The organism is Tigheibacillus halophilus, from assembly GCF_042683165.1.
Taxonomy (GTDB): Bacteria; Bacillota; Bacilli; order Bacillales; family Amphibacillaceae; genus Tigheibacillus; species Tigheibacillus halophilus.
On sequence record NZ_JBHUIZ010000012.1, the window covers coordinates 24,055 to 37,571 of the forward strand.

11 protein-coding genes and 6 tRNA genes are annotated in these 13,517 nt (G+C 44.8%); 13 read left to right on the forward strand and 4 right to left on the reverse strand.

The genetic code is table 11. The features are described 5' to 3' along the window. Positions 1-9: 9 nt before the first annotated feature. The 3 genes from ACFSMW_RS11370 (at position 10) to ACFSMW_RS11380 (ending at position 4,230) form a co-directional block, all read left to right on the forward strand. Complete coding sequence (locus tag ACFSMW_RS11370) at positions 10-1,707, forward strand: acyl-CoA dehydrogenase family protein (protein WP_390355739.1); 1,698 nt, start codon at positions 10-12, stop codon at positions 1,705-1,707. 166 nt (positions 1,708-1,873) lie between these two features. Next, positions 1,874-2,773 (forward strand): NAD(P)-dependent oxidoreductase, encoded by a 900-nt coding sequence (locus tag ACFSMW_RS11375; RefSeq protein ID WP_390356414.1) that lies wholly within the window; start codon positions 1,874-1,876, stop codon positions 2,771-2,773. Continuing rightward, entirely contained in the window at positions 2,770-4,230 is a 1,461-nt protein-coding gene (locus ACFSMW_RS11380) for a CoA-acylating methylmalonate-semialdehyde dehydrogenase (RefSeq protein ID WP_390355741.1), read from the forward strand. The genes ACFSMW_RS11375 and ACFSMW_RS11380 overlap by 4 nt, the downstream gene beginning before the upstream one ends. 119 nt (positions 4,231-4,349) lie before the next feature. Here the strand turns inward: ACFSMW_RS11380 and ACFSMW_RS11385 are convergent, their stop codons facing one another. From ACFSMW_RS11385 to fabI, 4 genes are all read right to left on the reverse strand, one after another. Continuing rightward, a complete protein-coding gene (locus tag ACFSMW_RS11385; protein ID WP_390356416.1) occupies positions 4,350-5,396 on the reverse strand; it encodes an enoyl-CoA hydratase/isomerase family protein in 1,047 nt (348 codons plus the stop codon). Between the two features lie 12 nt (positions 5,397-5,408). Beyond that, positions 5,409-6,194: an enoyl-CoA hydratase-related protein gene (locus ACFSMW_RS11390; RefSeq protein ID WP_390355742.1), complete on the reverse strand. Its 786-nt coding sequence runs from the start codon at positions 6,192-6,194 to the stop codon at positions 5,409-5,411. Between the two features lie 161 nt (positions 6,195-6,355). Beyond that, complete coding sequence (locus ACFSMW_RS11395) at positions 6,356-6,544, reverse strand: hypothetical protein (RefSeq protein WP_390355744.1); 189 nt, start codon at positions 6,542-6,544, stop codon at positions 6,356-6,358. A gap of 215 nt (positions 6,545-6,759) precedes the next feature. After that, positions 6,760-7,536, reverse strand: a complete 777-nt coding sequence (fabI, locus tag ACFSMW_RS11400; protein ID WP_390355746.1) for an enoyl-ACP reductase FabI — start codon at positions 7,534-7,536, stop codon at positions 6,760-6,762. Between the two features lie 270 nt (positions 7,537-7,806). Between fabI and ACFSMW_RS11405 the strand changes: the two genes are divergently transcribed. From ACFSMW_RS11405 to ACFSMW_RS11450, 10 genes are all read left to right on the forward strand, one after another. Beyond that, positions 7,807-7,881 (forward strand) — tRNA-Glu (locus tag ACFSMW_RS11405). Positions 7,882-7,913: 32 nt separating this feature from the next. After that, positions 7,914-7,989, forward strand: a tRNA-Val gene (locus ACFSMW_RS11410). 147 nt (positions 7,990-8,136) lie between these two features. Further along, a tRNA-Thr gene (locus tag ACFSMW_RS11415) sits at positions 8,137-8,212 on the forward strand. A 42-nt stretch (positions 8,213-8,254) separates the two neighbouring features. Further along, positions 8,255-8,339, forward strand: a tRNA-Tyr gene (locus tag ACFSMW_RS11420). Between the two features lie 10 nt (positions 8,340-8,349). Then, positions 8,350-8,421: transfer RNA gene (locus ACFSMW_RS11425), tRNA-Gln, on the forward strand. An 87-nt stretch (positions 8,422-8,508) separates the two neighbouring features. Beyond that, a tRNA-Lys gene (locus ACFSMW_RS11430) sits at positions 8,509-8,584 on the forward strand. 362 nt (positions 8,585-8,946) lie between these two features. After that, positions 8,947-10,236 carry a hydroxymethylglutaryl-CoA reductase, degradative gene (locus ACFSMW_RS11435; protein WP_390355748.1) on the forward strand — a complete coding sequence of 430 codons (1,290 nt, stop codon included), beginning with the start codon at positions 8,947-8,949 and terminating at the stop codon, positions 10,234-10,236. Then, positions 10,233-11,195 carry a mevalonate kinase gene (mvk, locus tag ACFSMW_RS11440; protein ID WP_390355750.1) on the forward strand — a complete coding sequence of 321 codons (963 nt, stop codon included), beginning with the start codon at positions 10,233-10,235 and terminating at the stop codon, positions 11,193-11,195. Before ACFSMW_RS11435 ends, mvk begins: the two co-directional genes overlap by 4 nt. 67 nt (positions 11,196-11,262) lie before the next feature. Next, positions 11,263-12,240 carry a diphosphomevalonate decarboxylase gene (gene mvaD, locus ACFSMW_RS11445; protein ID WP_390355752.1) on the forward strand — a complete coding sequence of 326 codons (978 nt, stop codon included), beginning with the start codon at positions 11,263-11,265 and terminating at the stop codon, positions 12,238-12,240. Between the two features lie 13 nt (positions 12,241-12,253). After that, a complete protein-coding gene (locus ACFSMW_RS11450; protein WP_390355754.1) occupies positions 12,254-13,354 on the forward strand; it encodes a phosphomevalonate kinase in 1,101 nt (366 codons plus the stop codon). Positions 13,355-13,517: the final 163 nt, after the last annotated feature.

The following is a 13,517-nucleotide window of genomic DNA, read 5'->3' on the forward strand; positions in this document are numbered from 1 at the left end:
GGGCAGGAAATGGAAAAAACATCACAAGCTAGTGGTTTGCAGTCTCTTTTTCCTGATAAGTCGTCATTAAGCCATCCTGATTTCAGCCATCTTGGTGAAGAAGAAAAATTGATTGCTAAAACGATTGATATGTTTGTGAAGGATCAGGTGTTGCCAAACAATAAAAATCTGGAGGCGCATGATTACCAGACCAGCAAAGAGTTATTCGCTGCTGCTGGGGAATTGGGGTTACTCGGAGTAGAAGTGCCGGAAGCATTTGATGGGTTGGAGATGAGTAAGAAAACATCCGGGTTAGTCGCAGAGAAAATGGGGTATGGTGCTTCATTCAGTGTCGCATTCAATATTCACAGCGGTGTCGGTACATTGCCGTATGTATATTTTGGGACAGAAGTACAGAAAAAACGGTACTTGCCAAAGCTTGCCTCAGGAGAATGGGTTGGTGCCTACGCTTTGACTGAGCCCAATGCCGGATCAGATGCGCTTGCAGCAAGTACGACAGCCAAAATAGATGAAACGACGGGAAACTGGATTATCAACGGAGAAAAACAATGGATCACCAATGCGCATATTGCCAATGTCTATGTTGTTTTTGCAAAAACCGAAGCGGGTATAACAGCCTTTATTGTCGAGCGTGAATTCCCAGGCGTTTCTATCGGGGCAGAAGAGAAAAAACTTGGCATCAAAGGGTCTTCCACAGCCACACTGATCTTGGATGATGTGAAGGTAGGCCCCCAACAGGTGCTTGGCGCTGTAGGCAAGGGTCATCATATTGCGTTGAACATCTTGAATCTGGCAAGGCTGAAGCTCGCATTTGCCAATATTGGTGCATCTAAACAGGCATTGGAGACCGCTGTGAAATATGCCAAGGAACGTAAGCAGTTTAACAAGGCGCTGACAGCATTTCCGATGATCCAGGAAAAACTTGCAGATATGGCCATATCGATTTATGGAGCAGCGTGTTCTGCATATTACACGGCCAGTGTGCTTGATCAGCTTGACGGCTCTTCTACTGAGGAGCAGTTGATCGGAAGTCTGGCAAGGTATGCCATGGATTGTTCAATCAATAAGGTGTACGCCTCTGAAACATTGCATGACTGTGTTGATGAAACACTGCAAATACATGGAGGCTATGGGTATATGCAGGATTATGATGTGGAGCGACAATATCGTGACGCCAGAATCAATCGGCTTTTTGAAGGAACGAACGAAATCAACCGCCTGACCATAGCGAAATCCTTTTTAAAACGATACCACCAGACTGAGCAAGCCGTTGTCAACCCGGCAGACATACATGGGGGCCGTAAAGACCAGTTCATCCAGTTCTCGACATATTTATTACAAGTGATGATGAAAGCGCTTCCTGTCGAAAAAAAGGAAAATATGGATGAGAAGCAAATGTATTTACGTGTGCTTTCCGATGTCGTGAAAGAGATTTATATCATGAAAGCGGCGTATCTGGATGCCGAGCAAGGGGGAGGGGACACTGCTTTCAAGCAACTGAAAGCAGATGTAATTTGTGAGAATGGTTATCGGCGAGTAGAATCCGCAACAATCACAATGGTATCTGCTGCTTCCGCGGATGAAGCAGCTAAACAGGAAGTTTTGGAAGAAATCAGGATACTGGCTGTACCGCCGTATTCGGATGTGTTTGACAAGAAACGGTTGATTGCTGAACACATCATTATGCAAGAGGGATATGAAAAGTGAGAAAAGGATAATTATCAGGCGATTAAAGGAAGATGATGAACTAAGCGAGAACGATGTAAACATAGGGAAACGGCAGGTGTTGAAAGGAGAAATTAAGCAATGCCATTGCTGTATGTGAAGGGTATGTTATTTGAAAGAATACAAAATGAAGAAATGGGGGATTGGTATGAATCGAATTGGTTTTGTTGGACTTGGGAACATGGGGATGCCAATGTCAAAAGGTCTCATGAAAGACGGGTATGAAGTCATTGGATATGACTTGAATGACAAGGCGATGGTGGCATTCCATAAAGCTGGCGGGAAAATCGCAAAAAATACAATTGAGCTGGCAAAACAGAGTGAGCTAGTGTTCACGAGTCTGCCATCAACGAAAGCAGCTGAGGCAGTTTATCTTGGGGAGGATGGACTGCTGGAGCACTGTGCTGATACGACAACCCTCGTCGATACAAGTACGATAGCCCCGGAAATGAACCAAAAAATTGCCGAGGCCGCCAAGGAAAAAGGAATCCCATTTCTTGCAGCTCCCGTAAGCGGGGGTGTGGTTGGAGCTGAAAACCAAACCTTGACAGTGATGGTCGGGGGTCCCAAAGGGGTATATGAACATGTATTACCTGTTCTAAATGTCATCGGTGGGAATGTTTTCTTCGTGAACGAGCAGATTGATAGCGGTACAACAGTCAAACTGATCAACAATCTATTAATAGGTTTCTATACTGCGGGAGTCAGCGAGGCACTGCATATTGCCAATAAGAAAAACATAGATTTGGATTATCTCTTTGATATGATGAATGTCAGCTATGGGCAAAGCAGGATATATGACCGTAACTACAATACATTCATTGCTAAAAACGATTATCGTCCGGGATTCGCGATGAAGCTGCTGCTGAAGGACCTGGGATTTGCGATGGAGGTCGCAGATGCCAACGAGCTTGATTTGCCGATCAGTAAGGCATTACATGAATTGTACACAACGGTTGTCGACGAAGAAGGATATGCCGAAAAAGACATGGCTGCATTATATGAAAGAGTGAAATTACAATCAGAACAAAAGGAGGCTGCAAAATGATCACATCAGAGCTGAAGGTGATGAAAAATTTTATTGGGGACAAATGGGTGGAGTCAACAAGCAACGAAACCAATGAGGTGCCAAATCCGGCGACGGGCGAAATCATCGCACATGTACCGATTTCAAATAAGGAAGATGTTGATAAAGCCGTCCAAGCAGCTAAAAAGGCATATCCGGACTGGGCAGCAACTCCAGTACCGAATCGTGCGCGTTTGTTGTTCAAGTATCTGGAATTGCTGCGTGACCATAAACAAGAACTCGCGGAAATCATCACCATGGAAAATGGGAAGGCGATCAAGGATGCGCAAGGAGAGGTCCAGCGAGGCATCGAAGTTGTTGAGTTGGCGACTTCTGCACCAAATTTAATGATGGGTGATGCCTTGCCTGCTATCGCTACTGGTATTGATGGATCGGTCTGGCGTTATCCGCTTGGTGTTGTCGCCGGCATCACACCATTCAATTTCCCTATGATGGTGCCACTCTGGATGTATCCATTGGCGATTGCATGCGGAAATACATTTGTCCTGAAAACTTCCGAACGTACGCCGATTCTGGCAGAGAGACTCGTGGATTTATTCTATCAATCCGGCTTTCCAAAAGGCGTGTTGAATCTGGTTCACGGAGGCAAGGATGTAGTTAATCGCATGCTGGATAATCCTGATATTGAAGCAGTCTCCTTTGTTGGCTCGGAACCGGTGGCAAGGCATGTATACAAAACTGGTACAGCAAACGGAAAGCGGGTACAGGCGCTGGCAGGTGCGAAAAACCATGCTGTCGTCATGCCTGACTGCAATTTGGAAAAAACAGTCCAGGGGGTTATCGGAGCAGCATTCGGCAGCAGCGGGGAACGCTGTATGGCTTGCTCAGTTGTCGCAGTTGTAGATGACATTGCAGACGCATTCATGGATAAGCTGCTGGCTGAATCGAAAAAGCTGAAAGTCGGGGATGGCAGGGATGAAAATAATTTCGTAGGCCCGTTGATCCGTGAATCCCATAAAGAGCGAGTGCTCAGTTATATTGCAGCTGGTGAATCAGAAGGAGCAGATCTCAAGCTGGACGGCCGTGATATTCAAGAAGATACACCAGACGGGTATTATGTGGGTGCAACCATTTTTGATCATGTGACACCAGAAATGAAAATCTGGCAGGATGAAATCTTTGCACCTGTGCTGAGCGTTGTAAGGGTAAGCAGTCTGGAAGAAGGAATTGCCCTGACGAATCAATCTAAATTCGCGAATGGTGCGGTTATCTACACGACGAATGGCAAGCATGCACAACAATTCCGTGACAAAATTGATGCTGGGATGGTGGGAATCAATGTCAACGTCCCAGCACCGATGGCATTCTTCGCTTTCGCAGGCAATAAAGCTTCTTTCTTCGGTGACCTTGGTACAAATGGCAAAGATGGTGTACAGTTCTATACACGGAAAAAAGTCGTGACAGAGCGTTGGTTTTAAGAATGAAGTACAGATATACAGAACAGAAAAGCAGCGGAGATGGATATCCGCTGCTTTTCTGCTTGGAAAATGTTTAGTCGTCAATTGTTCAAGGCGGTAAGCGCATATTCTTACTCACACTAATTCGTAAAAAATGAGTCCACGAATGTCTCGGTAACATCTGCAAGCTGCCGATATTGATACGCCGGCTGCTGATCTTTATCAATCAAAACAGATCGGACACCTTCATAAAAGTCATCATGCTCCATGAAATTTTTTGCAAGGATAAGATCCGTTTTCAGACATGCTTCAAAAGATTTTTCTTCGCCCCGGATCAGCTGGGTTAATGTGACCTTCAGAGAAACCGGTGACTTGGACAGCATATTCAACTTGGTTTGCTGGGCGAATTCACTGTCGTCAGCTTCTAATGAAGAAATAATATTTTCCACTGTATCATGTTTGAAATGCCGATCGATATCGCCTTGTAAGTTTGCCAGTTTGCCAGACTCTATTTCTGGTTCTTCCGCATATTTGCTGAACAGTAAATGGAGCTTGTTATCTCTGTTTTCCTCATGCCAATTGATATGGGAAATTTCTTGCAATAAAGCAGCGAGGTTTTCATCATTCATATAATAATCGGCCCCGTTGATATGGCACACATCAGCTCCTCTCAAAACCGTGGCATTTAAGGCAAGATAGCGCCCTATACATCCTGGTGCCCGGTTAAGAAAATATGCCGCCCCGACATCCGGAAAAAAGCCGATATTCATTTCCGGCATTGCCCATTTGGTGCGCTGGGTGACTACACGATGACTGCATCCATAAGACAGCCCGACGCCACCGCCCATCACGATTCCGTCAAGACTAGCGATGATTGGTTTGGAAAACTGCTGCATGAGTAAGTCTGTCTTATATTCCACATCAAAAAAAGCAATCGCCTCTGCCATTTTTTTTTCGTTTTCTTTTGCTTCATACAATGCTTTGATATCTCCGCCGGCACATAGCCCTTTTGTGCCCGCACCTTTCAGGATGACAAGCTGCACATTTTCATCTTTTTCCCAAATTTGAAGCTTCTCACGAATGGCTGCCAGCATATCATGCGTCAATGAGTTAATTGCTTTGGGACGATTCAATGTGATTGTTGCAACGCCGTTGGACTCTGTCAAAAATAAAACCGCTTCCATTATGTGGCCCCCTTATTATTCGTGTTTGAATACCGCTTTGCGTTTTTCGACAAACGCATGGACGCCTTCCTTGGCATCATGTGTCAGAAACAGCTCTGCGAATTTTTTACTTTCACGTTCCAGGCCGTCAGTAATCGGTTCTTGGTAACCTTGCATGACACATTGGATGGCACGCTGGACACTTTCCATACTATTGCCGTCAATATACGAATGAGCCAAATAAGTGGCAGCCTGTATCAACTCGTCAGCTGGCACTGCTTGCTGAATCAAGCCAAGTGACAAAGCCTCCTTCATTTTGATTTGCCTGCCGGTCAATATGATATCCAAGGCAGTTGCTTGAGTTGTCAGCCTGCTTAAGCGCTGTGTACCGCCAAATGAAGGAATCAAACCAAGATTGAGTTCTGGCAGTCCAACAATCGCATCATCAGCTGCAATCCGAAAATGACATCCTAAGGCTAATTCAAAGCCTCCTCCGAGCGCTGGGCCATTAATAGCTGCAATGACCGGCTTCCGGCATTTTTCTACTTCATCACACAATGCCTGGCCAGCTTTGGACAGGGCAAGTCCTTGCGCATCATCACCAAGTGCCGGAACAAATTCTTTAATGTCTGCACCAGCAGCGAAGAATCTCCCTTTGCCTGTGATGATAATTGCATGTATATGTTCACTTTCATTCATTACCCTCACTGCGCTGCGCAATTCTTTGATACTTGCAGAAGATAACGTGTTTGCAGGTGGTGTATTGATGGTGATTGTTGCGATGGAATCTTTATCATCCAGTTCGATCAATTGATATGCCATTTTCTTTTCCTCCCTTTGTCGATATAGTTGCAAAAATGATGCCATGTCTCATATATAACATAATGAGGCATGGCAAGCCAACGAATATACGAACAATGTAGAAATGTCCATACAGTTTGACAATTAACTGTGCTGTCTGTTAAACGTTCCAAAAATAAGCGTTATTCCTCGTCGTCGTTCCTGCTGTGATCGTATTCATCATAGACGAGTCTCGTCACAGTGGTGGAATCACCTTCTGCAATTTCAGCATCTGTCGCATTTTCTCCATAAGAATCATCCGGATCGATTCCTGGAGCAACGCCATTATCACTAGCTTTTTGTCTGCGCTTACGCGGATTTTCATTTGGCATGAATTATCCCTCCCATCCTTGGTGTGATTAATATTTGTGAAAAGGCAAAGGGATATACAAGAAAAGCAGGGCAGTCTGTTGGTGCTGCAGTTTCTGGCTGTACAGAAGATCATATTCCTGAATCATACATTTTTTCTGATTACAAAAAAATTCTGCCGGCCTGATCAGTTTTGAACTGAACCCATCGGCTGGCAGAAGTCTTATAAGTCTTATAATTAATATCCTATGATATTATATCCGGCGTCAACGTGCAGCACTTCACCGGTGATTCCCCGGGAGAGCTCGCTCAAGAAAAACATTGTTGCGTCTCCGACCTGATCTTGATCGACATTCCTTCTTAAAGGTGCCTTTTCTTCGATAACGGAATTGATATCATTGAAACCAGAGACTCCTTTAGCGGATAATGTTCTGATTGGACCTGCGGAAATTGCGTTAACGCGAATACCGTACTTACCGACATCTTCAGCCAGGTAGCGGACACTAGCTTCAAGTGATGCCTTGGCGACACCCATGACATTATAGCTTTGTACGACTTTTTCTGATCCGAGGTACGTTTGGGTTACAATGCTTCCGCCTTCTGTCATTAACTCCTTTGCTGCTTTAGTGACTGCAACAAGAGAAAATGCACTGATTTCCTGTGCCAGTAAAAATCCCTCGCGCGAAGTATCTGCATATTCGCCCTTCAAATCTTCACGGTTGGCAAAAGCGATAGAGTGTACGACACCGTGGATGATTCCGACCTTCTCCTTGATTTCGGTGAATGCAGATGCGATACTATCATCACTTGCCACATCACAGGAAACAATCAGTGAGGGGTCAATTTCGTTTTTTTCGAGCAATTTAACGAGTTTCTTATAAGATCTCTCTTGTCTGTTCGTAAATATTAGGTTAGCCCCCGCTTTGTGAAGCGATGTTGTAATGCCCCAAGCGATGCTTCGTTCATTGGCAACGCCCATGACGACGATATTTTTACCTTCTAATAATCCTGGCATAATTGCACCTCCATGAATTTCTTCATTCATTATACATGAAGATATATTTGTAAAAAACAAATTAAGTGTAAAAGCGGAGAAAAACGGGTAAGCCGAAAATAATAAAGATACTATCGACTTGTTTATCCTTTCGCAGTGATTGTTAAATAGTACTGCTTTGAGGTCTTGAACTTTTTTTTGAAATCAACGATTTTCCTCTTTACAAAAGAATTTTATCTGTTTATAATAAAGTCTGTTGGTTTTGGCAATGCTTGGCAACACTACTGATGTGGCCCGTTGGTCAAGCGGTTAAGACACCGCCCTTTCACGGCGGTAACACGGGTTCGAATCCCGTACGGGTCACCAATTTTTTAATAAAAGCTTACATATTTGGTTTTGGAGGATTAGCTCAGCTGGGAGAGCACCTGCCTTACAAGCAGGGGGTCGCAGGTTCGAGCCCTGCATCCTCCACCATTTTTGCCGGTTTGATTTATTGGGGAATCCAGGCCGCAAAAACCCGGGTTCAGGCTTGCGAATAGTGTATGAATGAGATATATGCAAACACGATAAACAATTTAAATGTGCAATCTGTTTTATTAGCGGAGAAAATTTTTCCGGTATGCCGGCCTAGCTCAATTGGTAGAGCAACTGACTTGTAATCAGTAGGTTGGGGGTTCAAGTCCTCTGGCCGGCACCATTTTTTGTGTATAAAGCCTGAAATATAGTTCACAATATTGACGGAGGGGTAGCGAAGTGGCTAAACGCGGCGGACTGTAAATCCGCTCCCTCAGGGTTCGGCAGTTCGAATCTGCCCCCCTCCACCATCATCCATATTGGGCTATAGCCAAGCGGTAAGGCAACGGGTTTTGGTCCCGTCATTCCCAGGTTCGAATCCTGGTAGCCCAGCTTGTTTTTTTTGTATCAGGAGAAGCACAGTGACACGGCAGGTATCCTTTAATGTAACCATTCTTGCCATGAAATGATTGTATGAACGAGCCATTAGCTCAGTTGGTAGAGCATCTGACTTTTAATCAGAGGGTCACAGGTTCGAATCCTGTATGGCTCACCACTTTAAAATTGAACAGGCAGCATGCCGCAACATATAAAACAAGGCGATTCTTGAAGGATGCCTTGTTTATTTGCATTCTTCAAGATTTTTTTACATAATAGAAAGAGAAATTTGCAGGATTGTATATGAATGTTTTCAAAAATAGGCTGAGGCAAATAGTATGAAGGATTTGTGGACCGGAAAAACAAAATGCTATTTCCTTACTGCATTAAAGCGGAAAGTATATTATAATAAAAATATTGTTATGCATTTTAACTAGTATAAATTGCATCGTAGTGTATTATATTGTTTTCAGCAGCTGATTGAATACTTGACATCCATCGACATTTTTCTTGATGGATCATGCAAAGGATGAAATAATGATGGCATCTTCCAGAATCCCCAATTTTTATAAAAAAACGGTGGAAGAAAGAAGAGAACTTATAAAAAGTCGTTTGGATGCATTTGATGAATTGGATAAAGCTTTTGACGAGGCACCACTTCCAGTCGAAACGGCTGATAAAATGGTTGAGAACGCAATTGGTACGTACCCTTTGCCGCTTGGTGTCGGATTGAATTTCCTGATAAATGGGAAAGACTATATCATACCGATGGCCATTGAGGAACCATCCGTCATTGCATCTGCAAGTTATATTGCGAAGATTGTTCGAAATGCAGGCGGATTCCAAACCGTGTCTTCCGGCAGAACGATGATTGGCCAGATACAGGTGGTAGGTTGTGAAGATTTTGATGCTGCCAAGGCGGCGGTTTTAAAACAAAAAGAGGTGCTGATCGGCGCTGCCAACGCTGCTTACCCAAGTATTGTCGCGAGGGGCGGGGGTGCGGAAGATCTGGACGTCCGTGTTTTAAATGAAGATACGTCTGCATCTAAATACAGTACGATGCTTATTATACATTTATATATTGATACACGTGATGCCATGGGAGCGAATATGATCAATACCATGGTCGAATCGATTGCTCCGCTCGTGGAGGAAATCACGAAAGGCAAAGTTTATTTGCGGATTTTATCGAATTTTGCCGATAGATGTCTAGCGAAAGCAACTTGCAAAATTCCGCCAGAGCTTCTGGAAAGTGAAGGTTTTTCCGGGGAAGAGGTCCGTGACGGAGTCATTCATGCATTTGAATTCGCAGATTCGGATCCTTATCGTGCGGTCACGCATAATAAGGGTATTATGAATGGAATTGATCCAGTTGTGATTGCAACAGGAAATGACTGGAGAGCAGTGGAAGCCGGGGCGCATGCTTATGCTGCGCGGTCCGGATCCTATCGTTCGATGACTGGCTGGTCTGTAGACGCCAAAGGAAACCTTGTTGGGGAACTGGAACTGCCTATGTCGGTAGGAACTGTCGGAGGCTCCATAAGGGTTCACCCGACTTCAAAAATGGCACTCCGTTTATTGGGCGTAGATTCGGCGGAGGAATTGGCACAAATCATCGTTACCGTCGGTTTGGCCCAAAATCTTGGAGCCTTGAAAGCATTGGCTACAGACGGCATTCAAAAAGGTCATATGGCATTACATTCTCGCTCCGTTGCGATTGCGGCGGGGGCAACTGGGGAGATGATCGATATGGTCGCGCAAAAATTGGTGGAAGAAAAAGAGATCAGAATCGGAAAAGCTAAAGAATTGGTGGCAATGTATACAAGATGAGTGCAGAAAAAGCAACAACTTCAGAACAAATAGCTATTGGTGTAGCTCATAGTAAATTAATATTGATCGGCGAACATGCCGTTGTCCACGGACAGCCTGCAATCGCAATTCCTTTTCCGCTGGTTGGCGTGGAATCGATGGTAGAGTATGTACCCGGGAGCATCAAATTTGATAGTACTTTTTACCATGGTCCGATGCATCTTGCTCCACATTCGATGCAAGGCATTGTCAATAGTGTGAAAGCGACTCTGGATCATCTGCATATACCAAAGAAGGATTTGCTGATCCAAATCAAATCGTCTATTCCGCCTGGAAAAGGGCTGGGATCCAGTGCTTCTGTAGCGATTGCTGTAGTCAAATCATTATTTTCTTATGCTGAACGTTCCTTTACCAACGAAGAGCTGCTGGAGCTGGCGAATATATCAGAAACCTTCAACCATGGTGCCCCGAGTGGCATCGATACGTTAACAATCACGTCGGGATGCCCGGTTTGGTATGAGAAGGGTCACCCATCCTATTTCATCAAGCCGACTGACGATTTTCATTTCATTGTTGCGGATTCGGGGCTGATTGGAGATACTCGTTTTGCTGTTGAATCTGTTACAAAGCTGCTGCGGTCAGCTCCGAAAATCATTCAGGGAAAACTGGAACGAATCGGCGAACTTACCCATCAAGCGAAGCATGCATTGGAAAAAGCAGGCAAAAACTTTCTTGGTCAATTGCTGGACGAAGCTCAGAAAGAATTGGAATCGCTCGGTGTCAGCAACGCCACGTTGAACAAACTGATTAGTTTTGCCCGACAGGAAGGTGCGCTTGGTGCGAAATTAACTGGGGCTGGCAATGGCGGATGTATTATCGCATTAGCTCGAAACGAAGTGCATTCCAGACAGCTTGCTGATAAATTGCGTAAATTCGGTGCACATGCAGTTTGGCCGTTCGTATTAAAGGCACAAAATTAATATATATCATTAAAAAGCAGAAGAAGCTTTTCTTCTGCTTTTTATGCGGATGGAAAAGGGGATACAGATGAAGGCAACCGCAAAGGCACACACAAATATTGCATTGATTAAATATTGGGGCAAGCGCGACGACACACTGATCTTGCCGACAAATAACAGTCTATCTTTGACGCTGGACGGGTTTTATACGACAACAACCGTTTCATTTCGACAGGAATTGAAGCAAGATGTATTTTATCTGAACGATGAAGCGGTGACAGGTGCCGCTTTTGACAGGGTAACCGTTTTTCTCGATCTTGTGCGATCCATGGCGGAAAAGCCGGATTTGTTTGCTGAAATCAAATCCACGAATGAAGTGCCTACAGCTGCCGGATTTGCTTCATCGGCTTCCGGATTTGCAGCGCTTGCCGCTGCAGCTGCTAGAGCGATTGGTCTTGATTTATCCAAATCTGAACTGTCCCAGCTGACCAGACAGGGATCCGGGTCAGCGTGCCGCTCTATTTACGGTGGATTCGCCGAGTGGGAGCAAGGTGAAAATAAAGATGGGTCAGATTCTTATGCGGTTCAAGTTGCACCGCAAAATCACTGGGATATTCGTGTTGCGGCAGTGGTGTTGTCAGATAAGACAAAACGTATCTCCAGCCGCGAAGGGATGAAACGTACAGTAGATACATCGCCCTTTTTTGATGGTTGGATAGGCAGTATTCCATCCGATTTAAAACGTATCAAGGAAGGGATAGCCGCGCGTGATTTTACTGTTGTAGGTGAAATTGCGGAAGCAAATTGTCTGCGTATGCATGCGACTACACTTGGGGCTGCTCCGCCATTTATGTACTGGCTTGACGGAACGGTAACAGTGATGCAAGCTGTTCAGGCCATGCGATCGGAAGGGATTCCGGCGTATTTTACCATTGATGCTGGCCCGAATGTGAAGGTGTTGTATCTTCCTGAAAATGAAGATGTGGTCTTACAGAAACTTCGTCACATACCTGGGGTGCAAAATGTGACAAGCAGCAAACCGGGCCAGGGAATCACTTATTTATAGGAGATGAGTTATCTTGTCTAAAACATCATTGACTGTGAGAGCACCAGGAAAATTGATGATTGCCGGAGAATTTGCTGTATTGGAACCGTATAATCGATTAGCTGTGATGGCAGTGAATCGTTTTGTTTATGCCAATATCGCCCTTGCGGATACTAATTGCCTGACATTGAAGGATTTCAAACTGCGTGACATGCCATGGGAATTTGCAAACAAGCAGGTTGGCGTAGACACTGCTGACAAACGTGTACGCTTCGTCGAAAGTGCCATGTCTGTCGCCCTACTGTATTTATATGAAGAAAAAACTACCTGGCAGCCCTTTCATCTTTCGGTGAAAAGTGAATTGGATGATGAAGCAACAGGTAAAAAATACGGGCTTGGTTCAAGTGCTGCAGTCTCCGTTTCAGTCATTACGGCAATTTTGCAACAATTTTTACAGAAAAAACCCGATGCAGAACTAGTGTTCAAGCTAGCTGCTATTTCGCATGCACGTACACAGGGAAATGGCTCCGGTGCGGATGTCGCCGCTTCTGCTTATGGCGGGATCATTGCCTATTCCTCTTTCCAAGCATACTGGCTGCGAGATGCTTACCAAGAGGCTACGAACTTGAAGGCGCTGCTCTCAAGAGACTGGCCGTATTTATCGCTGCAACCAGTTCAACTTCCAGCCCATGTACATGTATGTATTGGCTGGACGGGCAGTCCGGCTTCCACTGCCAGCTTGGTAGATAAAGTACTTCAACTGAAGAAGAACGACCCCCCTGAGTTTGAACACTTCCTGGAATCTAGTGAAATGGCTGTAGAAAAGTTCATGACGGGCATAGAGCAAAACGATATAGAAAAACTGCTCGCTGGAGTCACCCTGAATAGAAAGGCTTTGAAAAAAGTAGGACAGGCTGCGGATGTTCCGATTGAAACCCCATTATTGTCCACGCTTTGCGATCTTGCTGAGAAACATGGGGGAGCAGGTAAGCCTTCCGGTGCGGGCGGCGGAGACTGCGGTATAGCCTTCATGCCGACAGAAAAAAGTGCCAGGCAGCTGAAAGTGTCTTGGGAAAAAGCTGGTATTCAAGCGTTGGATTTGCAAATTTGTCCAGTCGGAGCAGCTGCCTTGTGATGAGGTCAGGCAGCTGTCCAACTCGAAAAATATCCGATAATGTCAGATATTGCCCGGGAAATATCGACAGAATCCACTTTTGTTCGCGGGTTTGGTTGTTTCGAAGCTGGTCTTGACAATGAATGTGAGATCCTTCCGATGTGTATATCTATACAAAAATATG

Excerpts from the sequence above, each read along its gene's own strand:
- ACFSMW_RS11370 (WP_390355739.1), top strand. The coding sequence starts at position 10 with ATGGAAAAAACATCACAAGCTAGTGGTTTGCAGTCTCTTTTTCCTGAT.
- ACFSMW_RS11375 (WP_390356414.1), top strand. The coding sequence starts at position 1,874 with ATGAATCGAATTGGTTTTGTTGGACTTGGGAACATGGGGATGCCAATG.
- ACFSMW_RS11380 (WP_390355741.1), top strand. The coding sequence starts at position 2,770 with ATGATCACATCAGAGCTGAAGGTGATGAAAAATTTTATTGGGGACAAA.
- ACFSMW_RS11390 (WP_390355742.1), bottom strand. The coding sequence starts at position 6,194 with ATGGCATATCAATTGATCGAACTGGATGATAAAGATTCCATCGCAACA.
- ACFSMW_RS11395 (WP_390355744.1), bottom strand. The coding sequence starts at position 6,544 with ATGCCAAATGAAAATCCGCGTAAGCGCAGACAAAAAGCTAGTGATAAT.
- fabI (WP_390355746.1), bottom strand. The coding sequence starts at position 7,536 with ATGCCAGGATTATTAGAAGGTAAAAATATCGTCGTCATGGGCGTTGCC.
- ACFSMW_RS11435 (WP_390355748.1), top strand. The coding sequence starts at position 8,947 with ATGGCATCTTCCAGAATCCCCAATTTTTATAAAAAAACGGTGGAAGAA.
- mvk (WP_390355750.1), top strand. The coding sequence starts at position 10,233 with ATGAGTGCAGAAAAAGCAACAACTTCAGAACAAATAGCTATTGGTGTA.
- mvaD (WP_390355752.1), top strand. The coding sequence starts at position 11,263 with ATGAAGGCAACCGCAAAGGCACACACAAATATTGCATTGATTAAATAT.